Source organism: Streptomyces sp. NPDC104381, assembly GCF_055583745.1.
The window spans coordinates 453,858-475,216 of record NZ_JBVJNK010000007.1; the positions used below are offsets into that span (position 1 = coordinate 453,858).

Here is a 21,359-nt window from a genome sequence, read left to right on the forward strand (position 1 = left end):
CGCCCGCGCGGTGAGCGGCTCAGATCACCAGGACCCGGCGTCCCCGTGTGTGGCCGGCGTGGCTGTCGACATGGGCGGCCGCGGCCTCGGCGAGCGTGTACGACTTCTCGACCGGGATATGGAGTTCGCCCCGCGCGATGAGGCCGGTGGCCTCGGCGAGCGCGTCCGGCATGCTCCCGGCCACGCCGGAGAACCGGACACCGAACTCCGGCGCTCCGAGATCGGCGATGGAGAGCACCTTCCGCGGGTCCCCGACCAGTTCGACGAGTTCGCGGATCACGCCGGAGCCGGCCAGGTCGAGGGCCGCGTCCACGCGGCCGAGCCGCCGCACCCGCTCGGTCCAGCCCTCGCCGTAGGTCGTGGCGACCGCGCCCAGGCCGCGCAGGTAGTCCTGGTTCGCCGCTCCGGCGGTGCCGATCACCGCGATACCGCGGTGGCGGGCGATCTGCAGCACCGCTGATCCGACGCCGCCGGACGCGCCGCTGACCAGGAGCGTCTGCCCGGGCCGGACCCCGACCTCGCGGATGACGCGCAGCGCGGTCTCCACCACGGAGGGATACCCGGCCGCCTCTTCGAACGTCAGCCCCTCGGGCATGCGGGCCCAGGCCGACAGCACGGCGAACTCGGCGTACGTGCAGGCCCCTTCGCCGAAGACATGGTCGCCGACAGCGAGGCCCTCGACGCCCTCGCCGATCTCGTCCACCACCCCGGCGGCGTCCTGCCCGACTCCGGAGGGAAGGACCGTCGGATGGGCGCCGAGGACCTGGCCTTCGCGGATCCTCCAGTCGACCGGGTTCACGCCGGCGGCCCGCACGGTGATGCGTATCCGGCCGGGGCCTGCATGGGGCTCCTCGGCGTCCACGAGTCGGAGGACGTCCGGGCCGCCGAACTCGGCGAAGCTCACTTTTCTCATGTCGGCGACCGTAGCACTAACGGTTAGCGTTTTGGAACGGTTGTTATTTTGTATTTGGTAGCCTCATGGCATGACCGTGCCGACGACCGGACGCCGTGAGCGCAAGAAGGCCGCGACCCGCCAGAAGATCGCTGACACCGCTCTGCGCCTCTTCCTGGAACGCGGGTACGGCGCGGTGGGTATCAGGGACGTGGCCGCCGAGGCCGACGTGGCCGTCACCACGCTCTTCTCCCACTTCGCCTCGAAAGAGGCCCTGGTGTTCGAGCGCGACGACGACTTCGAGCAGCGCCTCACGCGTGCCGTCACCGGCCGGGCACCGGGCGAGCCGCTCATGCCCGCGCTGCGCCGTGAGATCCACGCGCTGGTGAACCATTGCCTGGCCGACAGTGCCGCTCCTGTCCGGCGGATGATCGACGGGTCCCCAGCCCTGCGGGAGTACGAGGAATCGATGCGGCTGCGTCATGCGCAGTCGCTGGCGGAGACGCTCGTCGACGCCCCTGATCTGCCCCGGAGTTCGACGGCCTGCCGCACGATCGCGAGATTCGTGATCGATGCCTACGCGCTGGCTCGCGAGGCGGCCGACCCCCGGGCCGCGGTGGATGAGATCTTCGAGATGATCGAGGCCGCCTGGGAGGTCGCCTCCCGGTCGCCGGGCGGCCGTCCGGATGACCGGAGCGGGGTCGGCGCGTAACCGGCACGAGGAGGTGAGCGGGGCGTGCCGCCCGGATCCTTCGTGGGGGCCGGAGGATCAGCTCAGGGTCGCGGCCTTCTCCGTGCGCCGGGCGAAGACGTCCTCACGACGGGCCTCCATCTGCCGCAGCGCTTCCTTGCGGTCCCGCTTGGAGAGGCGGTCCAGGTACGTGTGCCCGGCGAGGTGATCGGTCTCGTGTTGGAGGCACCGGGCGAAATAGCCCCGTCCTTCGATGACGAGAGGACTGCCGTCCTGGTCGAACCCGCGGACGACGGCGCGATCGGTACGGGGGACCGTCATCGTGGCGCCCGGCACGGACAGGCAGCCCTCGCCCTCGTCGACGAGCCGGCGAGTGCCGGGGTCGGGCAGATCCAGCACCGGATTGATGAGGTGACCGACGTGCCGGACCCCGTCGTCGTCCGGGCAGTCGTACGCGAACAGCCGCAGGTCGACGCCGACCTGATTGGCGGCCAGTCCGGCCCCGTCGGCCACGTACATCGTCAGGAACATGTCGTCGATCAGCGTGGCCAGCTCGGCGGAGCCGAATGCGGTGACCTCCCGGCACGGCCGGCGCAGGACCTCTTCTCCCACGACCGTGATCCGGCGCACCGACCCCCGCGGGACTTCGGGCGGCAGATCCGGATACGAGTCGACGGGCCGGCCCTGCACCTGGACCCGACGGTCGACGGGACGGGACCGCTCATGACCTACGGACATGGCCATCTCCTTTTTCTGCGTGCCGGGGATCGCGGTGTGCCAAGGGGTGCTGCTTGCCAAGCGCTTTGCAAAGTAGCAGACTTTGCAAAGTGACTGAAGATGACCTCACCGCCCCGCACGGCCGGGCAGACGGCGGCTCCGGTGCGGAGCTGCGCGAGCACGAGGTCCGTACGGCCCTCCTGGATCTGCTCGCCGAAGTCGGGACCCTCACGGCTACGGAAGCCGCCGCCCGCCTGGGCTACAGCTCCGGGCTCTGCTCCTTCCACCTGCGGCAGCTCGCGCGCCATGGATACATCGAGGAGGCGCCCCACAGCGGGGGCCGCGCACGCCCCTGGCGTCTGAGGCAGGGCGACCGGGTTCTCGGTGGAGCCACGGACGAGCAGTTCGGCGACCTGGCCCGAGGGCTGGAGGACGAGAGCTGGCAGCGGTGGCTGAGCCGGCGGGACGAGGCGCCGTCGGAGTGGCGCCGTGACGAAGCGTTCAGCGCGGTCGCCTACCTGACACCCGAGGAGATGGCCCAGGTGGCAGAGGTGGTGCGACGGGCGCTCGCGCCCTTCCAGGACCGCGAACAACGCCCCCTGGCCCGCCCCCACGGGGCCCGGCCGGTAGCTCTCATCACCCGGCTCTTCCCCTTGCTGCCCCACACGCCGGACCGGACGGAACACGACTGAGCAGCCTCGGCAGGCCTCCTGCGCAGCCAAATGGGTTCGTCAGGCCCCGAGGTGCGGGTCATCCTGGAGCATGACTTCTTCCGACATCCTGCTCCCCGGTACCCGGCGCGCCCTGCTGCACCGTGTCGCCACCGCGCAGTCCGAAGGCCGGACCCCTTCCCTCGTCGCCGCGGTGCAGCGGGACGGGCAGATCGCCTGGAGCGGTGCCCGTAGCTGTGTGGACGGCCATGAGCCCAATGGCGATACGCAGTTCAGGATCGGCTCCATCACCAAGACGTTCACCGCCGTGCTGGTGATGCGCCTGCGCGACGAGGGGCTGCTGGACCTGGACGATCCTCTGGAGAAGCATCTTCCGGGCACCGACGCGGGGCAGCTGACCGTCTTCCAACTGCTCGGCCACAGCGGCGGCCTGGGAGCCGAGACCCCTGCTCCCTGGTGGGAGAGGACTCCTGGCGCCCTGCGCCCCGAGCTGTCGGATGTGCTCGGGGAGCGACCCGCCATCCACCCTTCCGGCCACCGGCATCACTACTCGAACCCGGGATACACACTGCTCGGCTCGCTCGTGGAGGAGCTGCGTGGCGATTCCTGGGCCGAGGTGCTTCGCCGGGAGATCCTCGAACCGCTGGGGATGGACCGTACGGCTCCGCAGGCGAGCGCCCCGCATGCGGGCGGCTGGGCCGTCCACCCGTGGGCGGACGTCATGCTGCCCGAACCGGCCGAGGACCTCGGGCTGATGGCACCGGCCGGTCAGCTCTGGTCGACGACCACCGATCTGCTCCGCTTCGCGGCCTTCCTGGCGCAGGGCGACGAGCGAGTGCTGCGTGCTTCCTCGGTGGAGGAGATGCGCGCTCCCGCAGCTCCGGCCGAAGCGGGTGACTGGGCGGGGACGTACGGCCTCGGCCTTCAGGTCGTACGGCGCGGAAACCGTACGCTCCTCGGGCACACGGGATCGCTGCCCGGCTTCCTGGCCACGCTGTGGTTCAGCGTCGAGGACGATGTCGCGGCCGTGGTGCTCGCGAATGCCACCTCGGGCCCCCTGGTGGGGACGGTCGCCGCGGATCTCCTGCAGATCGTCGCCGACGCCGAGCCGAGGATCCCGGAGCCCTGGCGCCCGCTGCCCGAGGTCGACAAGGAGCTGCTGGCTCTGACCGGCCCCTGGTACTGGGGCACACAGGTCCACGCCCTGAAGCTGCTCGCGGACGGCGGGATCGAGTTCCAGCCGTTGCGGGGTGCCGGCCGGGCCGCCCGCTTCCAGGCGCGTCCCGACGGAACCTGGACCGGTCTCAACGGCTACTACGCGGGGGAGACGCTCCGGGTCGTACGCGCGGCTGACGGCACGGTGGACCATCTCGATCTGGGGTCGTTCGTCTTCACGCGGGAGCCGTACGACCGGAGCGCGGCCATCCCGGGGGGCGTGGACGAGGACGGCTGGCGAGGTCTCGCCCTCTGACGAGTGAGGGGCGGCGTTTCACGTGAAACACGCTCAGGCCGTCAGCTCGCGTTCCAGAGGCGTGCGGAAACGCGGAGTGATCCGGGCGTCGCCCACCCAGGCGGACAGCCGGGCAGCCTCTGCCTCGATGAGCTGTGAGGCCTCCCGGCCCACGTCGGACAGCAGACGCCACACCGGTTCGCCGTCCGCGCGCTGAGCCCAGCCCCCGACGACCGTGCCGTTCCACCACACCGTCGGCCCGATGTTGCCCGCACGGTCGAACAGGGCGGCACGGTGATCGGCGGGCAGGTGGAAGCCGCGGTCGGCCCAGCCCATGGCGCTCGGATCGAGACCGGGCAGCAGGGCCGCCCAGGGCTCCGGAGCGGGTTCGTCGGCGAGGTCCCCCGGGGCGACCCAGCCGACGGCCCCGTTGCCGAGGAGGACCTCCTCGGCGCCGGCGGCTGCCAGGGCCGTACGCGTCTCACGCACGCCCCAGCCCGTCCACCACTTCAGATCGCCTTCGGTCGCGGGGCCGTAGGACAGGAGCCAGCGTCCGGCCAGTTCCGCGCGCGCCTGCGCGGGGTCCGACGGGGGCCATGGCTCGGCGGCCGTCCAGCGGAACTGGCTGGAGGTCCATGAACCGCGCGGTCGGTCCCGCCGGATGCGCCCGTCGGCGGCCAGTACCCGGATCACCCGGGAGGCGACACCCTGCACCGTCTCCTGCCTCGTCCCGGGGAAGACGGTGATCTTCGTGCGCAGCGCGGGTACGGCGGTCGACAGCTCGCTCCCCGTGGCCTGGCCCCGAGCGGTCAGAGCGGCGAGCGTCTGCCTCTCGGTCTCGGCGAGCCAGCGCTCGTCCAGCCCGTTGCCGTCCTCCCGCAGATGCTTGAGGAGCTTTCTGCGCTCCTTGGCCGCCACGGTCCGCGCGCTCGACGCGTCCACGGAGGGTGCCACCTCCGTGGACACGGTGAACAGGGTGTTCCGCATGGAGAGCAGCCGCACCAACGAGACGTCCTCGTAGAGCGCCCGCTCCACCGCTCCGGATCCGGGTTCGGCCAGCCGCGCGCAGACGGAGAGGAAGACCGTGGCGGCATCGGTCGCGTGCAGGGCGACGAGGGAGTCCGCCACGGCGACGGCGGACGCGGCCCGTGCCGAGGGGGCCAGCAGATGGCGTCGGCCGAGCCTGGCCCGGCGCTGATCGTCATCGACGCGGTGCACGTGATGCCTCCCGGAGTACGGAGTACGGCGGCCTACGGGGCTGAGCGGAACGCGCGCGTTCAGAGGGTGAGCTTGAAGCCCACATGGCTCGCGGTGAAGCCGAGGCGCTCGTAGAAGCGATGGGCGTCCGTACGCGTGGCGTCCGACGTCAGCTGCACCAACTGGCAGCCCTGACGCCGGGATTCGTCGACCGCCCACTGGATCAGCTGGGTACCGAGGCCGCTGCCGCGCTCGTCCGCGTGGACACGGACGCCCTCGACGATGGAGCGGGTCGCGCCACGCCTGGACAGCCCCGGCACGATCGTCAGCTGGAGGGTGCCCACGACCTTGCCCTCGCGCACCGCCACGGTCAGATGCTGATTCGGGTCGTCGGCGAGGCGCCGGAACGCGGCGAGGTACGGGTCGAGATCATCCGGGGATTCGCGCCGCGCGCCCAGCGGGTCGTCGGCGAGCATGGCCACGATGGCGGGGATATCGGTGGGCGCGGCGGGACGTATGTCGAGATCGCTCATGATCGGCAGACTACGCAACCCATCGGCTCAGGCGGGGACCTTCAGGGCCTCGACCGTCCGGACCAGCGGAGCGAGCTCCGGGTTCTCGGCAGCCTCGTCGAGCGCGGCGCGGAGCGCGGTGTCGTTGGTCGGCCTGGCCTCGCTCAGCAGCGCGAGCCCCGCTTCGGTGACGTCCGTGTAGATGCCTCGCCGGTCCGTGTCGCAGAGGTACCGGGTGAGCAGGCCGCGGTCCTCGAGCCGGGTGACCAGCCGGGTGGTGGCGCTCTGGCTCAGCACCACGGCGTCCGCCACCTGCTTCATCTGCAGGTGGCCGCCCGTGCCGCTGTGCTGGCGGCTGAGGACGTCGAGCAGGGAGAACTCGCGCGCGCTGAGGCTGTGGTGGGACTGCAGGGCCCGTTCGATGCGGGCCTCGATCTTCCCGTGGAGCAGGGAGAGGGCGCACCAGCTCTGGGCGAGGGCCGTCAGGGCGGGGTCTGTCGCTGTCATGTTCTCTCCTCCGTACGGGAGCGGCTTCCCTCCAGGATAGGGCACGTACGCAATAGCCCGCGCTTGCAATTAATGAGCGTCTGCAATTATTGTGGACGCTCGTAAGACGCAGGCGCACACTTCAGGGAAGGTGGCATCCATGCCGCTCGCGCTCCTAGCCCTCGCCATCGGGGCATTCGGTATCGGCACCACCGAGTTCGTGATCATGGGGTTGCTGCCCGATGTCGCTGCGGACTTCCAGGTCTCGATCCCGACCGCAGGCTTTCTGGTCACCGGCTACGCCCTGGGCGTGGTTCTCGGTGCTCCGCTGATGACGATTCTGGGCACCCGCGTGACCAGGAAGCGGATGCTGATGCTCCTGATGGGGCTGTTCATCGTGGGGAACGTCGTCTCCGCACTCGCTCCCGTCTTCGGCGTGATGCTGGCCGGACGGGTGGTCGCCTCGCTCGCGCATGGTGCCTTCTTCGGTATCGGGTCGGTCGTGGCGGCGGACCTGGTCGCTCCGGAGAAGAAGGCCAGCGCCATCGCCATGATGTTCACCGGGCTCACCGTCGCCAACGTCGTAGGCGTTCCGCTGGGGACCTTCATCGGCCAGAGCCTCGGCTGGCGCGTCACGTTCTTCGTCGTGGCGGGGCTCGGTGTCCTGGGCCTCCTCGGAGTGGCGAAGCTCGTACCTGAGCAGCCGAAGCCCCAGGGCGTACGGATCCGCCACGAACTGGCCGCGTTCCGCAATGTCCAGGTGCTGCTCGCCATGGCGATGACGGTGCTGGGCTTCGGTGGCGTCTTCGCGGCGATCACCTACATCACCCCGATGATGACGGAGACCGCCGGCTTCGCGACGTCTTCCGTCACCTGGCTGCTGGTCCTCTTCGGCCTCGGCATGGTCGGAGGGAATCTGCTCGGAGGGAAGTTCGCCGACCGTCATCTGATGCCGATGCTGTACGTGGCGCTCGGTGCCCTCGCCGTGGTCCTGGCCCTGTTCACGCTGACCGCGCACAACAGGATCGCCGCCGCTGTGACCATCGTCCTCATCGGAGCTCTCGGCTTCGCGACCGTACCGCCGCTCCAGAAGCGCGTACTCGACCAGGCGGCGGGCGCGCCCACCCTGGCCTCGGCCGTCAACATCGGGGCCTTCAACCTCGGCAACGCGCTCGCGGCGTGGCTGGGCGGCATCGTCATCGCGGCGGGCTTCGGCTACACCGCACCCAACTGGGTCGGCGCCGCGCTGGCGGCCTCGGCGCTGGTGCTGGCGGTGCTCTCCGGTGCGCTCGAGCGCCGGACCGTCACCGCCGGCCGGCTGGTTGCCGCGCAGGCTGCTGAGCCGGTCGTAGCCGCCAGCCACGGCGAGTCGGCCCCCACGGCTTCAGTACCGATATCGCGGTGATGAAGAGGTACGTGGCCGTGGCCACCGAGGGTGCGATCACCAGATCGATGCCGGTCGCACCCCGGGCCGCGGCTTCGTCGATGCCGGGGCGGAGCGAGAAGACCGAGAGCCCTGCGGTGATGAGCGTCAGCCAGAACTTCGTCCAGACCCAGCGGTGCCGGGCCAGACCCCAGGGGGTGCCGAGCGCCAGCACCAGACCGCTGAGCAGCGAGAGCAGAGCGACCGGTACGACGAGCCAGTCGCCGAAGACCTTCATGGAGCGGGTGGCGGCCTGAGCCAGCGAGGCGTCGTGGGTGAGGAACGCGGTGAGGCCGAGAGCCAGCAGGCCCACGGTGAGGCCCAGCCAGCTCACGGACACGGCTACGTGGGCGACGAGGATGCTGCGGCGCACAGGACGCTTGAGTGGTTTCACGTGAAACACGGTGCCAAGCGCGCGGTGTCCGGGCATCTGACAGCGGGAGTATCCCCGGATACGCGCCTCGGCGTAGGTGCCGTACTCCTGACCGTGAACCCGCTGAGCCCGTCGCGGTCCTGGGGCTCAGCCCAGATCGGGTGCGTGCAGCGCCCGTACACCCTCGATGTTGGCGTCCAGATAGTGCCGGAGGGACAGGGGAACGAGGTGTACGGCCGCGATTCCGACGCGGCTGAAGGGCACCCGGACGATCTCGTACTCCCCGCAGGGTTCGTCGATCTCGGGGCCGTGCCGACGCGAGGGATCCATCGAAGCCAGATGGCAGACGAAGAAGTGCTGCACCTTCACGCCTTTGACGCCACCGCCCGCGATGTGTTCGACGGTGTCGACGAAGCAGGGCACGATATCGACGATCTTGGCGCCGAGCTCCTCGTCGATCTCGCGGTGCAGTGCGTCGACGACGCTGGCGTCCTCCGGCTCGACGCCCCCACCGGGCGTGAGCCAGTACGGGTCGACGCCGGGCTTGGTGCGCTTGATCAGGATGAGGTCATCGCCGTCGAGCAGGACGGCGCGTGCTGTGCGCTTGACCACCGGGCGTTCGGTCATGGCAAGAGAGTGGCCCAGGAAACCCGATCTGAAACTCCTGTCGGCCGACCGGTCACCAGTCCACGGCAGCGCGCACCAGCCACTCGTGTGCCCGCGCGATGTGCGGAAGGCCGAGTGTGCCGGTCCGCGCCACCAGGAAATACGTGCGCAGCGGGGGGATCGGAGGGTCCAGCAGGGCCACGACCTCACCCCGTTCCAGCGCACCCTCGCAGAGATAGCGCGGCAGCACGGCCAGGCCGGCGCCCGCTGCCGCGCACCCCAGAACCGTGCGGAGATCGGGTGCGATGACGGCGGCGGACGCGGCGGGCCGGCTGTCGAAGACCGACGCCCAGTAGCGGGAGACCAGCGGGAGGCTCTCGTGCACCTCGACCACCGGTAACTGCTCCAGCAGGACCGAGCCCTTGTGCCGCAGCGCCCCGGGCCCCAGACGCCCTGCCCAGCGAGGCGAGGCGACCAGGACGTGCTCCTCGTCGCAGAGGGTGGTCGACGTCAGCAGCCCGCCCCGGGGACGGGCGGTGGTGATGGCCAGATCATGATGTCCGGCGGACAACCCGTCGAGGGTCTCCTCGGTCTTCGCGACGAAGCTGCTGCGCAGTGCGAGACCCTGGGAGACCAGCGGGGTCAGGGCGGGCAGCGCCCGCAGCGAGGTGAACTCCGGGGGGCCGGCCAGGTGCAGGGTCCTCGTCCCCGACTCCTCGTCGAGCCCCACCTCGACGATGTCGACCAGCGCGTCCAGATGCGGGGCGGCCCGCTGGGCGAGCTCGTCGCCGACGGTGGTCGGGGTCACCCCACGGGCCCTGCGCAGGAAGAGCGGCCGGCCCAGTTGCCGCTCCAGAGTGCGTATCTGCGAGGTGACGGCGGGCTGGGAGAGTCCGAGCAGGGCGGCGGCCCGGGTGAACGATCCGGCCCGGTGCACCGTGACGAACGTGCGCAGCAGGGCCAGGTCCATCGTTCGCCCCCTCCCCCTCGCGGACGTGGCGCCGTCCCGCACCGCCCTTTGCAACCGCCTCAACTATAAATATGTCGATAGGTCTCTGTCGCTACTGTGATTGGACACTGACGCACAGTCAACTAGCCTTGTCCAGGCGGTTCTCGGCGCAGGAACCGGGGCGGTCCGAGTCACGAGGGGGGAGGCTCGGGCCGCTCGTCCCGGGCGGGACCGGTCCGGTCGACGGGGACGCCTGTCCCGGACCGGTCCTGCCAGGACCGAGGGGGAGGACTCAGCGCGCGGCCGCGTCCAGCGCGCGTTCCACGTCCGCCAGCAGATCCTCGGGGTCCTCGGCGCCGACGGAGAACCGGACGAAGCCCTCCGGCACCGCGTCCCCGCCCCAGCGGGCCCGGCGCTCGGCCGTGGACCGCACTCCTCCGAAGCTCGTCGCGTCGTCGACCAGGCGCAGCCCGTCCAGGAAGCGCTCGGCGGTGTCCTTGTCCGCCAGCACGAACGAGACCACGGAGCCGAAGCGCCGCATCTGCCGGACGGCCGTCGGGTACGAGGGGTCGCCGGGCAGCCCCGGATAACGGAGCCCCGCCACGTCCGCACGCTTGGACAGGGCCTCGGCCAGCGCCAGCGCGGTCGTGCACTGGCGGTCGATCCGGAGCTGCAGTGTCGCCAGCGAACGGTGCGCGAGCCAGGCCTCCATGGGACCGGGAATGGCACCGACCACCTTGCGCCAGCGGCGCACACCGGCGCCGAGCTCCGGGTCCAGGCAGCTGACATGGCCGAGCAGGATGTCCCCGTGCCCGGTCATGCCCTTGGTGTCGCTGGCCACCGAGAAGTCCGCTCCCAGCTCCAGGGGGCGCTGACCGATCGGAGTGGCCAGGGTGTTGTCGACCGCGACCAGGACCCCCTTGGCGTGCGCGGCCTCCACGAGCCTGCGGACGTCACAGACGTCGAGGCCCGGGTTGGAGGGGGTCTCGATCCACAGCAGCTTCGCCCCGTCGAGCAGGGCGAGCTGGGCGTCCCCGCCGGTCGGGGCGGTCCGCACCTCGACGCCGTACGCCTCCAGCTGCTCCCGCAGGAGCGGAAGGGCCTGGTAGCCGTCGTCGGGCAGCACCACGGCGTCGCCGGTGCGTGCCTGGGAGAGCAGTACGGCCGAGATGGCGGCCATCCCGGAGGCGAAGACCGTGGTCGTGACCTGCTCCCCCGGTGCCTCAAGCTCGCCGATGGCGCGCTCCAGGTGGGTCCAGGTCGGGTTCGTCTCCCGCCCGTACGTATAGGGGCCGACCGGTTCGCCCGACAGATGGAAGTGCGCGGCGAAGACCGGACCGGGAAGGGTGGGTTCGTACTGCTCGGGTTCGGGCAGTCCCGCCCGTACGGCCCGTGTTCCGTCGCCCATGGTGCTCATGTCGTCTCCTCGTCTCTCCCCGGCGTGCACCGGTCCGTTCCGCACTGTGTCATCGAGGGACGGATCAGTCCTCGTCGGGGAGCACCACATTGAGCGCCCAGGACACGACGGAGATGATGAGGCCGCCCAGGACTGCCGTCCAGAAGCCCTCCACGTGGAAGCTCACATCGATGACGCCGGCCAGCCAGGAGGTCAGCATCAGCATCAGGGCGTTCACCACCAGGGTGATCAGCCCGAGGGTCAGGATGAACAGGGGGAGTGTGAGCAGCTTCACCACCGGCTTGACGATGAAGTTCACCAGACCGAAGAGCAGCGCCACCACGATCAGTGTGAGCACCTTGCGCCCGGTGCTGTCCCCGGTGAGCGTGATGTCCTGGAGCAACCAGATGGCCACCGCCAGCGCACCCGCGTTGGCGATCGTCTTGACTACGAAATTCTTCATGTGTCTGATCGTGGCAGACATGATCGGTGGGGAACACCGGCGGTACTGACCGGCACGGGTGCGAGGGGCGGACGGACGATGAAGGCATTCAGACTGGACGAGCTGGAGGCGGAACGTGCCGCCAACGACGGTGCGTATCTGCAGTTCGTCCGGGAACGCAACATGTCCGTCGGCCTGTACGCCCTGGACGCCGGCGCTCTCGACCCCCAGCAGCCGCACCAGCAGGACGAGGTGTACTTCGTCGTGAGCGGCCGGGCCTCGATCACGGTCGGCACCGAGACCACCCAGGTCGGGCGGGGGAGCGTCGTCTACGTACCGGCGGGGACCGCCCACAAGTTCCACCACATCACCGAGGACCTCAGGGTGATGGTGGTCTTCTCCCCGCCCGAGGGCTGACCGGCCCTCCCAGGGTTTCCACCCGCGCCGGGCCCCGGCGGACCCCGGGTTCCCTAGGGGATCGCTCAGGGGACTACAAGGGCTCCCGGGCCCCCGTCGGCCGTTCCGCGCCTCTAGCATCGAAGCAGGAACTCACAGAGACGAGGTAACGGCGATGGCGGTGCGGGAGATTTTCGCGGGGATGCCCTGGTGGGTGAAGTGGGTCGCGGTGCCGCTCATCGCGATCGTCGTGTTCGGCGGCCTGATCGCCAGCGTGGTCGGGTTCGTCATCGGACTGCTGTTCAAGGCGTTGGTGTTCGTCGTGCTCGTGGGCGGTCTGATCTTCGTCGTACGGAAGTTCATGTCCTCGTCGGAGCGCAGCGACTGGTAGAGCGACCGGGCGGATGCCGGGTGCCCGTGGTGCCCGGAGTCCGCGTGACGGGCCGCGAGTTCCGGCGATTAGCCCAGCTGAGCTAAGTCGCAGTCGAAACCTTACTCGTGACAGAACGTGCCGATACAGTGGCGTACCGCTGCCGCCAGCTGGGAAATGACGGCCCGTCACCATCCTGCCCAGTGGTTTGTGCGACCGTCCGGTCTCCGGACCCCAGGCTCGCGGCGGGCCCGTGGGGGCGGCCCCCGCGGGAGGGCTGAGAGCCCGTCACCATGCCTGGGGGTGACCTGTGACCACGGCATCGCGTACCGCTGTCCCGACGTTGATCGGTTCGGTTCAGCGGGCGTTGAGACTTATGGAGGCTGTGGGCACCCATCGGGACGGGGCACCGGCCAAGCAGCTCGCCCGGGAGGCCGGGCTTCCCCTCCCCACCGCCTATCACCTGTTGCGGACCCTGACCCATGAGGGATATCTCCGCAGGGAGAACGGCGTCTTCCTGTTCGGGGCCGCGGCCGAACGCCTGGGCGGGGGCCCGGCGACGCCGCGTCCCGGTGTGATCGTCGAATCGCTCGCCCACTGGGCCGACGCCATCGGCGCCCCCGTGTACTGCGCCCTGTACAAGGACGGCGAGATCGAGATGGTCGCCGTCGCCGACATCCCCGCCGTTCCCGCGGTCCACGAATGGGCTTCCTTCCGTGAGACGGGCCATGCCCACGCCCTCGGGCAGTGTCTTCTCGGGCAGTTGGACGAGCGTGCGCGCGAGGACCACCTGGACCGGCACCCCGTCCGTCCGCTGACGCGTTACTCCGTCAGGGACCGCCAGGCGCTGCTCGACCGACTGAGAACGATGAAGCACACGGAACCCGTCGTCGAGCGGCAGGAGTACGCCCTGGGGACGGTCTGCGCGGCCATTCCGATCACTGTCGGTTCCGCCGTCGCGGCCATGGCTGTATCTCTCCCCCTCCACCAAGAAGAACGGTTGCTCCCCGCAGTCGAACAACTACGCTGCGAAGTGACCACTCTCTTGCGCTCGTTCGTGTTCTCTATCAGTATCTGAAAAATCACTCCTTGTGATCTGCTATCGCGTGCATCACGATGGCGTCAATAGGGCCATGGGGGATCATTCCTGGCCAGTTTCATCTACTGCGGGGTTGAACGATGCGCGAGTCGGTTCAAGCAGAGGTCATGATGAGCTTCCTCGTCTCCGAGGAGCTCTCCTTCCGTATTCCGGTGGAGCTCCGGTACGAGGTCAGTGATCCGTATGCGATCCGGATGACCTTCCACCTGCCGGGTGACGCCCCCGTCACCTGGGCATTCGGCCGTGAGCTGCTGCTCGACGGCCTCAACAGCCCCAGCGGTGACGGCGATGTGCACATCGGCCCGATCGAGCCCGAAGGGCTGTCGGATGTACACATCCGGCTTCAGGTCGGCGCGGACCGGGCGCTCTTCAGGGCCGGCACCGCGCCTCTGGTGGCATTTCTCGACCGGACGGACAAGCTGGTGCCGTTGGGACAGGAGCACACGCTGGGTGACTTCGACGGCAATCTGGAAGAGGCGCTGGGCCGCATCCTCGCCAAGGAACAGAACGCCGGCTGAACAGAAGATCCGGCTGAACACCGATCACCGGGAGCCCGGGGCCATGTGTCCGGTGCCCCGGTTCACGCCTTGCGGCGGCGTCCCCTCCCGGTCCGTGCGGGTGCAGGAGCTCCGGCTTCCGCGCCGAGCCCCGTACGGTCCGCGGAGACCACCAGGGCCGCGAGCGCCGTCGTCACCGGCACCGAGGCGACCAGCCCGATCGATCCGACCAGCGTGCGGACGATCTCCTCGGCGACCAGCTCGCTGTTGGCCACCGTGCCCACACTGCTCTGCGCGATCGAGAACAGCAGCAGCAGGGGAAGCGCCGCGCCCGCGTAGGCGAGGACGAGTGTGTTGACGACCGAGGCGATGTGGTCGCGCCCGATGCGGATACCCGCCCGGTAGAGCTGTCGTGCGCTCATCGTCGGGTCGGCCTGGTGCAGCTCCCAGACCGCTGATGTCTGGGTCACGGTCACATCGTCGAGCACACCGAGCGAACCGATGATCACACCGGCGAGCAGCAGGCCGCTCATGTCGATGTCCGGGTACAGCCCGTGGATCAGGCCGGTGTTGTCGTCCGTGTTCCCGGACAGGCTGGCCCAGCCGATGAAGAGCGAGCCCAACAGCCCGATCAGCAGCAGCGAGATGAGTGTGCCGATGACGGCCACGGAGGTGCGGGCCGTCAGCCCGTGGCACATGTAGAGGGCGATCAGCATGATGGCGCTGGCCCCGATCACCGCGACGACCAGGGGGTTCGAGCCCTGGAGGATCGCCGGCAGGATGAACAGCGTCAGTACGGCGAAGGAGACGGCGAGAGCGATCAGCGCCATCAGTCCGCGCAGCCTGCCCACGACGACGACCGCGAGGGCGAAGATCCCGGCGAGCAGGGCCATCGGGAACGAGCGGTCCACGTCGGTCACCGAATACTGCAGGTCCCGGGGCGCGTCGGGGGCGTACGCCACGACCACCCCCTGGCCCTCGCGCAGTTGCCGCGGGGCGTCCGGCTGGACGACCTCGACGAACGTACGGCCCTTGTCCTCACCCGTGGTGACTTCGACCGTGGCCTTCTTGCACTGCCCCGTCTGCTCGTTGACGGCCTCCCGCCCCGACGGCGTCGAGGTGTCTCCAGTCGCCGGCACCTGGGAGGCGTTGACGTCCGCGCAGTCGACCGACACGACCTTCGTGACCCGTCCGTCCTGGGTCTGCCGGTCGAAGCCGACACCTGTGCGCTCGTGGGCGGGGGCGCCTCCTGGCCAGAGCACCGCGAGGCCCACCAGGACCGCGGTGGCGAAGGGGATCAGCACGGCCGCGATGACCTTGCGCAGATGCTTGGACACGGGTGCGGCCGGTCCGTGGCTGTGGGTGTGGCCGTGCGCATGACTCTGCGTGCTGCCTGATGCGGGACCGGTGGGTTCGGGGGCGCTTCCGGGGGACGTCACCCGCCGATCATCCCAAGAACGAGGGAGGCCCTCTGGCCAGCACGCCAGAACGGAGGTTAGCGTGGAGGCACATCTGTACACGCGGGAGCTCGGAGCACCGGGCTGAGAGGGCGCTGACCTCCGTACATCCGTACGGGACACGCTGCGCCGACCGCCGAACCTGTTACCGGGTAATGCCGGCGTAGGGAGTAGGTCTCATGACCACAGCGGACGCACGCACGCCTGCCTCGACGCGGAACGCGCCGAACGCGCACCTCGCGACGGACACCGCGGACACCGCCGTCGACGGCGGCGCGGGGAGCGACGAGGCCGGGAAGTCCATCGGCTGGCACAAGGGGTATGTCCAGGGCTCACGCCCTGATCTCCGGGTGCCGGTCCGTCAGGTGCACCTCACCAACGGCAAGGACGTGACGCTGTACGACACGTCGGGGCCGTACACCGATCCCACCACCGACACCGATGTACGCCGGGGGCTCGCCCCGCTCCGGGAGAACTGGATCATCGCCCGCGGCGACACCGAGGAGTACGCGGGCCGTCCCGCGCGCCCCGAGGACGACGGGCTCAAGCACACGTCGCCACGGGGTGGTCTGCGCAATCTGGACGCGGTCTTCCCCGGCCGCCCGCGGCAGCCCCGCCGGAGCCGTGACGGCCGGCCCGTCACCCAGCTCGCGTACGCCCGCCGGGGGGAGATCACCCCGGAGATGGAGTACGTCGCGATCCGGGAGAACGTCGAACCCGAGGTCGTGCGCGAGGAGATCGCCGCGGGCAGGGCCGTGCTGCCGGCCAACGTCAACCATCCGGAGATCGAGCCGATGATCATCGGCAAGCGGTTCCTGGTGAAGGTCAACGCCAACATCGGCAACTCCGCGGTCACCTCGTCCATCGAGGAGGAGGTGGACAAGATGACCTGGGCCACCAAGTGGGGCGCCGACACGGTCATGGACCTCTCCACCGGCCGCAACATCCACACCACCCGAGAGTGGGTCCTGCGCAACTCCCCCGTGCCGATCGGCACCGTCCCCCTCTACCAGGCACTCGAGAAGGTCGACGGCCGGGCGGAGGAGCTGACCTGGGAGATCTACAAGGACACGGTCATCGAGCAGGCCGAACAGGGCGTCGACTACATGACGGTGCACGCCGGGGTCCGGCTGCCGTACGTCCCGCTGACGGCCCGCCGCAAGACCGGCATCGTCTCGCGCGGCGGGTCCATCATGGCGGCGTGGTGCCTGGCCCACCACAAGGAGTCGTTCCTGTACGAGCGCTTCGAGGAGCTCTGCGAGATCCTCGCGGCGTACGACGTGACGTACTCGCTCGGTGACGGGCTGCGCCCCGGATCCATCGCCGACGCCAACGACGAGGCGCAGTTCGCCGAGCTCAGGACGCTGGGCGAGCTCAACACCGTCGCCAAGCGGTTCGGGGTGCAGACGATGATCGAGGGCCCGGGGCACGTCCCGATGCACAAGATCAAGGAGAACATCGACCTCCAGCAGGAGATCTGCGAGGAGGCGCCGTTCTACACGCTGGGCCCCCTCACCACGGACGTCGCGCCCGCGTACGACCACATCACCTCGGGTATCGGCGCGGCGATGATCGCCTGGTGGGGGACGGCGATGCTCTGTTACGTCACGCCCAAGGAGCACCTGGGGCTGCCCAACCGTGACGACGTGAAGACCGGGGTCATCACGTACAAGATCGCGGCGCACGCGGCGGATCTCGCCAAGGGGCACCCGGGGGCGCAGGAGTGGGACGACGCCCTGTCGGACGCCCGGTTCGAGTTCCGCTGGGAGGACCAGTTCAACCTGGCGCTCGACCCCGACACCGCGCGGGAGTTCCATGACGAGACGCTGCCGGCCGAGCCGGCGAAGACGGCTCACTTCTGCTCGATGTGCGGCCCGAAGTTCTGCTCGATGAAGATCTCCCACGACATCCGGCGTGAACACGGGGACGAGCAGGCCGAGATCGAGGCGGGGATGGCCGAGAAGTCCAGGGAGTTCGCGGCGAGCGGCAACCGCGTGTACCTGCCGCTGGCGGACTGACCGGGCGGCCGTGGCGGGGGCTCCGGAGAGGCCCCGCCACGGCGGAGGCCGGACCGGCAGGCAGCCGGTCCGGCCTCCGCCGTTTCGCGTGCGGGGGCCGGAATCCGTGCTGCCGGGATCACTCCGGCCGGTGATCCGGGCCGCCGAAGTCCGGGCTGGTGAAGTCGGGGCTGGTGAAGGTCGGGCGCGGACCGGCCGAGGGGCCGTCCTCGGGACCGGAGAAGTCCGGCCTGCTGTAGCCGATCTTCGGGATGCGGTCGGCCGACCGGTGCGGCGTCCGTGAGGCGGGGCCGGCGGTCGGGTCGGCCAGCGCGTCGCGGAGGAAGGGCAGAATGCCGCGCTCCAGCAGGGCGTGGCGCCAGGCCTCCCGGGCGCGCGCCACGTCCTCCGGGAGTTCTTCCTCCTCGTCCACCGCCGGGAGCGCCGTGGCTCCGTTGCGCAGGGCGGTGACGAGGAGCCCCACTGCGGCGACGAGGATGGCGGCGGCGGCGACGGCCGCGAAGAACCACCCGGCGGCGACCATGGTCCCGGCGAAGGCCGGGGCGGGGTTGAGCGCCTTCAGGGGGTAGCCGACCACCAGGAATATCAGCGCGGCCGTGCCCGCGAGGACGGGCGCCAGCACGGCGATCACCGCGAGGGTGCCCGCGCCCGCCGGGTCGGGCTCGGCCACGGGCGCGAGGACGGAGGTCTCGGCGTCCGGGTCCCCCGGCCCGCGCAGCTCGCCGCGGACCTTCACGTAGTGGTCGTACTCGGTGGCCGCCGCCGCGGTGATCAGGGGCGTGGCGTTGAGAGCCATCGTCCGCAGCTGTTCCGCGTTGAGACGGTCGCCGACTCCGTCCAGATCCGGTCGTTCGTGAGCATGACGCAGCGCGTCGGCAAGGATCCGCTCGTACTCGGGGCGGTCCTCGGCCAGCAGGTGCGGAGCGCTTTTCATGTGCATCCCCCGATGCTCCGTAGGGCCTGACCGACCGTACGGGCCGGGCGATCGGGCGGAAACGGAGGAGAGCCTGCGACTGGTACGCCGATGGTAGAGCGCCTACGGCACGGCGTGACAGGGTGTTTCCGGAAATAGGCCCAGCCGCTGACGGTGTCGGGTCGTGATGCGTCTTCCCCGGCGAAGGTCAGTCATGCAGGGGGAGTTGGACCACCAACAGCTTTCCGGCCATGGTCACCCCGCCGTCCATGGCGATGGCGAGCCCCTCCGCGTAGACGTGCGGACCGTCCACCACGGGCCGTGCCACGTCCTCACCCTCCTCCGATCCGACCTCGCCGAGCAGGTACGGAATGGGGCTGTGACCGTGGACGACGCGCTGTCCGCCGTACGTCGTCATCAGTTCGCGGACGGCCTGTGCGCCCTCGTCGCGGAAGGCGAACCGCTTGGTGAGCTTGCGGAAGAGGTCCCAGCACTCGTCGGCGTCGTTCCGCGTCAGAATGGCGTGCACCGTGTCGTTGACGTCCTCGATGGTGGATCCGTAGTCGAGGTAGGCGGTCGTGTCGGAGTGCATCAGCAGATGCCCGTCCTCCTCGACGACGGCGTCGAGCCGGGCCATCCACTGGAGATGGACGTCCTGGAGCCGCTCCATGTCCGTCTTCTGGCCGCCGTTGAGCAGCCAGGCGGCCTGGAAGGTCGCGGTTCCCGCGCCGGAGTTCACCGGGGTGTCGCCGAACCTCTTCGCGCCGAGCAGCAGCAGCTCGTGGTTGCCCATGAGGGCCTTGCAGTACCCGCCGGCGGCCGCGGCCTCCGCGGAGAGGCGCATGACGAGGTCGATGACCCCGATGCCGTCCGGACCGCGGTCGGTGAAGTCGCCGAGGAACCAGAGCCTGGCGTTGCCCGCGGCCCACCGGCCGTCGGCGTCGACGAGGCCCTGCTCGCGCAGGGCGGCCAGGAGCTCGTCCAGGTAGCCGTGGACGTCGCCGACGACGTACAGCGGCCCTCGGCCGGACCCGGCGGCGGGCCGGGGCTCCGGCACCGCTTCCACCTGGACGGTGTCGCCGCGGTTGATCACCGGAAGATCGCGCTCGGTGGGGGTGTACCCCTCCGGCGGTTCGCCGCCCGGCGCGGCGTTGCCGGGGTGCGGCAGAGGCGCGGGCATCGGCACCTGCGCATACGGCGGTACGCGGAAGTCACGCAACGTCGCTGTCCGCACCACGGGTTCCTGACCGGCCCCCTGAGTCATCGACCCCTCCACCACCGTCGCGCCTCCGTACACCTGACGGGCCCTGCCTGGTAGAGGTGGTCCGCGGTGTCGTGCGCCCATCATAGGAATGCGGATCGTGCTGTGTGACGCACCAGGGGTGGTGAATCCGTGCGAGCATCCGGTCCATCGGCCGTTTGGTCCGGATTAATCCGATCAGTCCCCGGCCGGTGATCGCGGAGCGCTGACCGTGGTGCGTGGCGGACGCCGTTGCGAGGACGTCCGGACGATGAGCTCCGTCGGTATCACCTGCTCCACCGGACCGTCGTGTTCGACCCCTTCGATGGCGTCGATGAGGAGCTGGATGACCGCCGTGCCGATTCTGCGCGGCTTCAGCGAGAGCGTGGTGATCGGCGGCTCGGTGGACGCGTACACCGTGGACTCGCTGCAGCAGACCAGCAGAAGGTCCTCGGGGACCCGCAGGCCGTAGCGCCGGGCGGCGGCGAGCAGATCCGTGCCGTTGGGGTCGAAGAGCCCGTAGACGGCGTCGGGGCGGTCGGGACGGGCGAGGAGGCGGTCGGCCGCGACGGCGCCCGCGCAGGGGTCGTGGGCCGGGTAGGACTCGTAGACCGGATCCTGGCCGACCCGCTCGCACCAGTGGAGGTAGGCGGTGGTCGAGAGCCGTGTGTACGTGTCGGTGGTGGTGCCGGTGAGCAGACCGATCCGGCGCGCTCCGGCGGCCGCGAGGTGGTCCAGGAGGTCGAGGACGGCCGCCCGGTGATCGTTGTCGACCCAGGCCGTGACCGGGAGCGTGCCCGCCGGGCGGCCGTCGGAGACGACGGGCAGGCCCTGGCGCACGAGTTCGGTGACCACCGGGTCCTGGTCGGAGGGGTCGATGACCACCGTTCCGTCCAGCGCGACGTTGGACCACACGTCGTGCCGGGAGGTGGCCGGGAGGATCACGAGGGCGTAGCCACGGGCGAGCGCGGCCGATGTGGCGGCTCTCGCCATCTCCGCGAAGTACGCGAACTCGGTGAAGGTGAAAGGTTCATCCCCGTACGTGGTCACGGTCAGGCCGATGAGCCCCGACTTGCCGGTACGGAGGGTTCGGGCCGCCGCGGACGGGCGGTAACCCAGCCGTTCGGCGACCTCGCGGACATGGCGGCGGGTGGCGTCCGGGAGCCTGCCCTTGCCGTTGAGGGCGTCGGACACGGTCGTGATGGAGACCCCGGCCGCCGCGGCGACGTCCCGGATCCCCGCCCGTCCCGACCGGCCGCTGCGGCGGGGCGTCTCTGTCCGGCTTACCTGGTGCTTCCCTGCTGCTGTCATGGCGAGCCGATAGTAGGGCTCTGACGCCTGGTCAGGCCGGTCGCATATGCCCACGTCGACAGGCACGTTTCTGCATGATCATAAACTGTTAAATGCCTTGTGATGCAAGGGCGTTGGTCCTGTCGGGAGTGATGTGTCATGCGTCGAGCCGCAGGAACCTGCTGAATGGCCCATGTCTCGAAGAGGTCTCAACTCACCTGTTCGAGGGATGCGCGCCACGGAGTGAGCGACCGGCGCGCGGCGGGATCCGCAG

General features: G+C 70.0%; 23 protein-coding genes. 9 read left to right on the plus strand and 14 right to left on the minus strand.

Annotation, left to right across the window (positions count from 1 at the left end; all coding sequences use genetic code 11):
* Window positions 1-19: 19 nt before the first annotated feature.
* Window positions 20-913: an NADP-dependent oxidoreductase gene (locus ACZ607_RS26375; RefSeq protein ID WP_469738416.1), complete on the minus strand. Its 894-nt coding sequence runs from the start codon at window positions 911-913 to the stop codon at window positions 20-22.
* 70 nt (window positions 914-983) lie between these two features.
* On the opposite strand from ACZ607_RS26375, the gene ACZ607_RS26380 reads away from it, so the two are divergent.
* Window positions 984-1,604: a TetR/AcrR family transcriptional regulator gene (locus ACZ607_RS26380; RefSeq protein ID WP_469738418.1), complete on the plus strand. Its 621-nt coding sequence runs from the start codon at window positions 984-986 to the stop codon at window positions 1,602-1,604.
* A 57-nt stretch (window positions 1,605-1,661) separates the two neighbouring features.
* On the opposite strand, the gene def is transcribed toward ACZ607_RS26380, so the two are convergent.
* Entirely contained in the window at window positions 1,662-2,321 is a 660-nt protein-coding gene (gene def, locus ACZ607_RS26385; protein ID WP_469738420.1) for a peptide deformylase, read from the minus strand.
* Window positions 2,322-2,410: 89 nt separating this feature from the next.
* On the opposite strand from def, the gene ACZ607_RS26390 reads away from it, so the two are divergent.
* Entirely contained in the window at window positions 2,411-2,992 is a 582-nt protein-coding gene (locus ACZ607_RS26390) for a winged helix-turn-helix domain-containing protein (RefSeq protein WP_469738422.1), read from the plus strand.
* 70 nt (window positions 2,993-3,062) lie between these two features.
* Window positions 3,063-4,442, plus strand: coding sequence for a serine hydrolase domain-containing protein (locus ACZ607_RS26395; protein ID WP_469738424.1), 1,380 nt, complete (start codon window positions 3,063-3,065; stop codon window positions 4,440-4,442).
* Window positions 4,443-4,475: 33 nt separating this feature from the next.
* Here ACZ607_RS26395 and ACZ607_RS26400 read toward each other — a convergent pair whose 3' ends face one another.
* The 3 genes from ACZ607_RS26400 to ACZ607_RS26410 are packed head-to-tail and all read right to left on the minus strand — an operon-like array spanning window position 4,476 to window position 6,637.
* A complete protein-coding gene (locus ACZ607_RS26400) occupies window positions 4,476-5,639 on the minus strand; it encodes a winged helix DNA-binding domain-containing protein (protein WP_469738426.1) in 1,164 nt (387 codons plus the stop codon).
* Window positions 5,640-5,698: 59 nt separating this feature from the next.
* Window positions 5,699-6,151: a GNAT family N-acetyltransferase gene (locus ACZ607_RS26405; RefSeq protein ID WP_469738428.1), complete on the minus strand. Its 453-nt coding sequence runs from the start codon at window positions 6,149-6,151 to the stop codon at window positions 5,699-5,701.
* A gap of 27 nt (window positions 6,152-6,178) precedes the next feature.
* Entirely contained in the window at window positions 6,179-6,637 is a 459-nt protein-coding gene (locus ACZ607_RS26410) for a MarR family winged helix-turn-helix transcriptional regulator (RefSeq protein WP_469738430.1), read from the minus strand.
* 139 nt (window positions 6,638-6,776) lie between these two features.
* Here ACZ607_RS26410 and ACZ607_RS26415 point away from each other — a divergent pair, with 139 nt between their 5' ends.
* Window positions 6,777-8,021, plus strand: a complete 1,245-nt coding sequence (locus ACZ607_RS26415; protein WP_469738432.1) for an MFS transporter — start codon at window positions 6,777-6,779, stop codon at window positions 8,019-8,021.
* Here the strand turns inward: ACZ607_RS26415 and ACZ607_RS26420 are convergent.
* The 5 genes from ACZ607_RS26420 to ACZ607_RS26440 all read right to left on the minus strand — a co-directional run bounded on the left by ACZ607_RS26420 (window position 7,921) and on the right by ACZ607_RS26440 (window position 11,826).
* Entirely contained in the window at window positions 7,921-8,433 is a 513-nt protein-coding gene (locus ACZ607_RS26420) for a DUF2269 domain-containing protein (RefSeq protein ID WP_469738434.1), read from the minus strand. The genes ACZ607_RS26415 and ACZ607_RS26420 overlap by 101 nt on opposite strands.
* Window positions 8,434-8,559: 126 nt before the next feature.
* Entirely contained in the window at window positions 8,560-9,039 is a 480-nt protein-coding gene (locus tag ACZ607_RS26425) for an NUDIX domain-containing protein (RefSeq protein ID WP_469738436.1), read from the minus strand.
* Window positions 9,040-9,091: 52 nt separating this feature from the next.
* Complete coding sequence (locus tag ACZ607_RS26430) at window positions 9,092-9,988, minus strand: LysR family transcriptional regulator (protein WP_469738438.1); 897 nt, start codon at window positions 9,986-9,988, stop codon at window positions 9,092-9,094.
* A 271-nt stretch (window positions 9,989-10,259) separates the two neighbouring features.
* Complete coding sequence (locus tag ACZ607_RS26435) at window positions 10,260-11,384, minus strand: cystathionine gamma-lyase (protein ID WP_469738440.1); 1,125 nt, start codon at window positions 11,382-11,384, stop codon at window positions 10,260-10,262.
* Window positions 11,385-11,448: 64 nt separating this feature from the next.
* Window positions 11,449-11,826 carry a phage holin family protein gene (locus ACZ607_RS26440; RefSeq protein WP_099173236.1) on the minus strand — a complete coding sequence of 126 codons (378 nt, stop codon included), beginning with the start codon at window positions 11,824-11,826 and terminating at the stop codon, window positions 11,449-11,451.
* A 78-nt stretch (window positions 11,827-11,904) separates the two neighbouring features.
* Here ACZ607_RS26440 and ACZ607_RS26445 point away from each other — a divergent pair, with 78 nt between their 5' ends.
* From ACZ607_RS26445 to ACZ607_RS26460, 4 genes are all read left to right on the plus strand, one after another.
* Window positions 11,905-12,222 (plus strand): cupin domain-containing protein, encoded by a 318-nt coding sequence (locus ACZ607_RS26445; protein WP_469738442.1) that lies wholly within the window; start codon window positions 11,905-11,907, stop codon window positions 12,220-12,222.
* 160 nt (window positions 12,223-12,382) lie between these two features.
* Window positions 12,383-12,592, plus strand: a complete 210-nt coding sequence (locus tag ACZ607_RS26450) for a DUF5326 family protein (protein ID WP_099173639.1) — start codon at window positions 12,383-12,385, stop codon at window positions 12,590-12,592.
* Window positions 12,593-12,881: 289 nt separating this feature from the next.
* Entirely contained in the window at window positions 12,882-13,649 is a 768-nt protein-coding gene (locus ACZ607_RS26455; RefSeq protein ID WP_469738444.1) for an IclR family transcriptional regulator, read from the plus strand.
* 101 nt (window positions 13,650-13,750) lie between these two features.
* Entirely contained in the window at window positions 13,751-14,188 is a 438-nt protein-coding gene (locus ACZ607_RS26460) for an SsgA family sporulation/cell division regulator (RefSeq protein WP_030123081.1), read from the plus strand.
* Between the two features lie 62 nt (window positions 14,189-14,250).
* Here the strand turns inward: ACZ607_RS26460 and ACZ607_RS26465 are convergent, their stop codons facing one another.
* Window positions 14,251-15,606 carry a YibE/F family protein gene (locus tag ACZ607_RS26465; protein ID WP_469738446.1) on the minus strand — a complete coding sequence of 452 codons (1,356 nt, stop codon included), beginning with the start codon at window positions 15,604-15,606 and terminating at the stop codon, window positions 14,251-14,253.
* 197 nt (window positions 15,607-15,803) lie between these two features.
* On the opposite strand from ACZ607_RS26465, the gene thiC reads away from it, so the two are divergent.
* Window positions 15,804-17,642, plus strand: coding sequence for a phosphomethylpyrimidine synthase ThiC (gene thiC, locus ACZ607_RS26470; protein ID WP_469738448.1), 1,839 nt, complete (start codon window positions 15,804-15,806; stop codon window positions 17,640-17,642).
* Between the two features lie 118 nt (window positions 17,643-17,760).
* On the opposite strand, the gene ACZ607_RS26475 is transcribed toward thiC, so the two are convergent.
* The 3 genes from ACZ607_RS26475 to ACZ607_RS26485 all read right to left on the minus strand — a co-directional run bounded on the left by ACZ607_RS26475 (window position 17,761) and on the right by ACZ607_RS26485 (window position 21,106).
* Window positions 17,761-18,582, minus strand: a complete 822-nt coding sequence (locus ACZ607_RS26475) for a hypothetical protein (protein WP_469738450.1) — start codon at window positions 18,580-18,582, stop codon at window positions 17,761-17,763.
* Window positions 18,583-18,763: 181 nt separating this feature from the next.
* Window positions 18,764-19,819, minus strand: coding sequence for a metallophosphoesterase (locus tag ACZ607_RS26480; RefSeq protein ID WP_469738454.1), 1,056 nt, complete (start codon window positions 19,817-19,819; stop codon window positions 18,764-18,766).
* Between the two features lie 174 nt (window positions 19,820-19,993).
* Entirely contained in the window at window positions 19,994-21,106 is a 1,113-nt protein-coding gene (locus ACZ607_RS26485) for a LacI family DNA-binding transcriptional regulator (RefSeq protein WP_469738456.1), read from the minus strand.
* Between the last annotated feature and the right edge of the window lie 253 nt (window positions 21,107-21,359).

Coding starts and splice junctions, on each gene's coding strand:
- ACZ607_RS26375 (WP_469738416.1), bottom strand. CDS start 913: ATGAGAAAAGTGAGCTTCGCCGAGTTCGGCGGCCCGGACGTCCTCCGA.
- ACZ607_RS26380 (WP_469738418.1), top strand. CDS start 984: ATGACCGTGCCGACGACCGGACGCCGTGAGCGCAAGAAGGCCGCGACC.
- def (WP_469738420.1), bottom strand. CDS start 2,321: ATGTCCGTAGGTCATGAGCGGTCCCGTCCCGTCGACCGTCGGGTCCAG.
- ACZ607_RS26395 (WP_469738424.1), top strand. CDS start 3,063: ATGACTTCTTCCGACATCCTGCTCCCCGGTACCCGGCGCGCCCTGCTG.
- ACZ607_RS26405 (WP_469738428.1), bottom strand. CDS start 6,151: ATGAGCGATCTCGACATACGTCCCGCCGCGCCCACCGATATCCCCGCC.
- ACZ607_RS26410 (WP_469738430.1), bottom strand. CDS start 6,637: ATGACAGCGACAGACCCCGCCCTGACGGCCCTCGCCCAGAGCTGGTGC.
- ACZ607_RS26415 (WP_469738432.1), top strand. CDS start 6,777: ATGCCGCTCGCGCTCCTAGCCCTCGCCATCGGGGCATTCGGTATCGGC.
- ACZ607_RS26425 (WP_469738436.1), bottom strand. CDS start 9,039: ATGACCGAACGCCCGGTGGTCAAGCGCACAGCACGCGCCGTCCTGCTC.
- ACZ607_RS26430 (WP_469738438.1), bottom strand. CDS start 9,988: ATGGACCTGGCCCTGCTGCGCACGTTCGTCACGGTGCACCGGGCCGGA.
- ACZ607_RS26435 (WP_469738440.1), bottom strand. CDS start 11,384: ATGAGCACCATGGGCGACGGAACACGGGCCGTACGGGCGGGACTGCCC.
- ACZ607_RS26440 (WP_099173236.1), bottom strand. CDS start 11,826: ATGAAGAATTTCGTAGTCAAGACGATCGCCAACGCGGGTGCGCTGGCG.
- ACZ607_RS26445 (WP_469738442.1), top strand. CDS start 11,905: ATGAAGGCATTCAGACTGGACGAGCTGGAGGCGGAACGTGCCGCCAAC.
- ACZ607_RS26460 (WP_030123081.1), top strand. CDS start 13,751: ATGCGCGAGTCGGTTCAAGCAGAGGTCATGATGAGCTTCCTCGTCTCC.
- thiC (WP_469738448.1), top strand. CDS start 15,804: ATGACCACAGCGGACGCACGCACGCCTGCCTCGACGCGGAACGCGCCG.
- ACZ607_RS26475 (WP_469738450.1), bottom strand. CDS start 18,582: ATGCACATGAAAAGCGCTCCGCACCTGCTGGCCGAGGACCGCCCCGAG.
- ACZ607_RS26480 (WP_469738454.1), bottom strand. CDS start 19,819: ATGACTCAGGGGGCCGGTCAGGAACCCGTGGTGCGGACAGCGACGTTG.
- ACZ607_RS26485 (WP_469738456.1), bottom strand. CDS start 21,106: ATGACAGCAGCAGGGAAGCACCAGGTAAGCCGGACAGAGACGCCCCGC.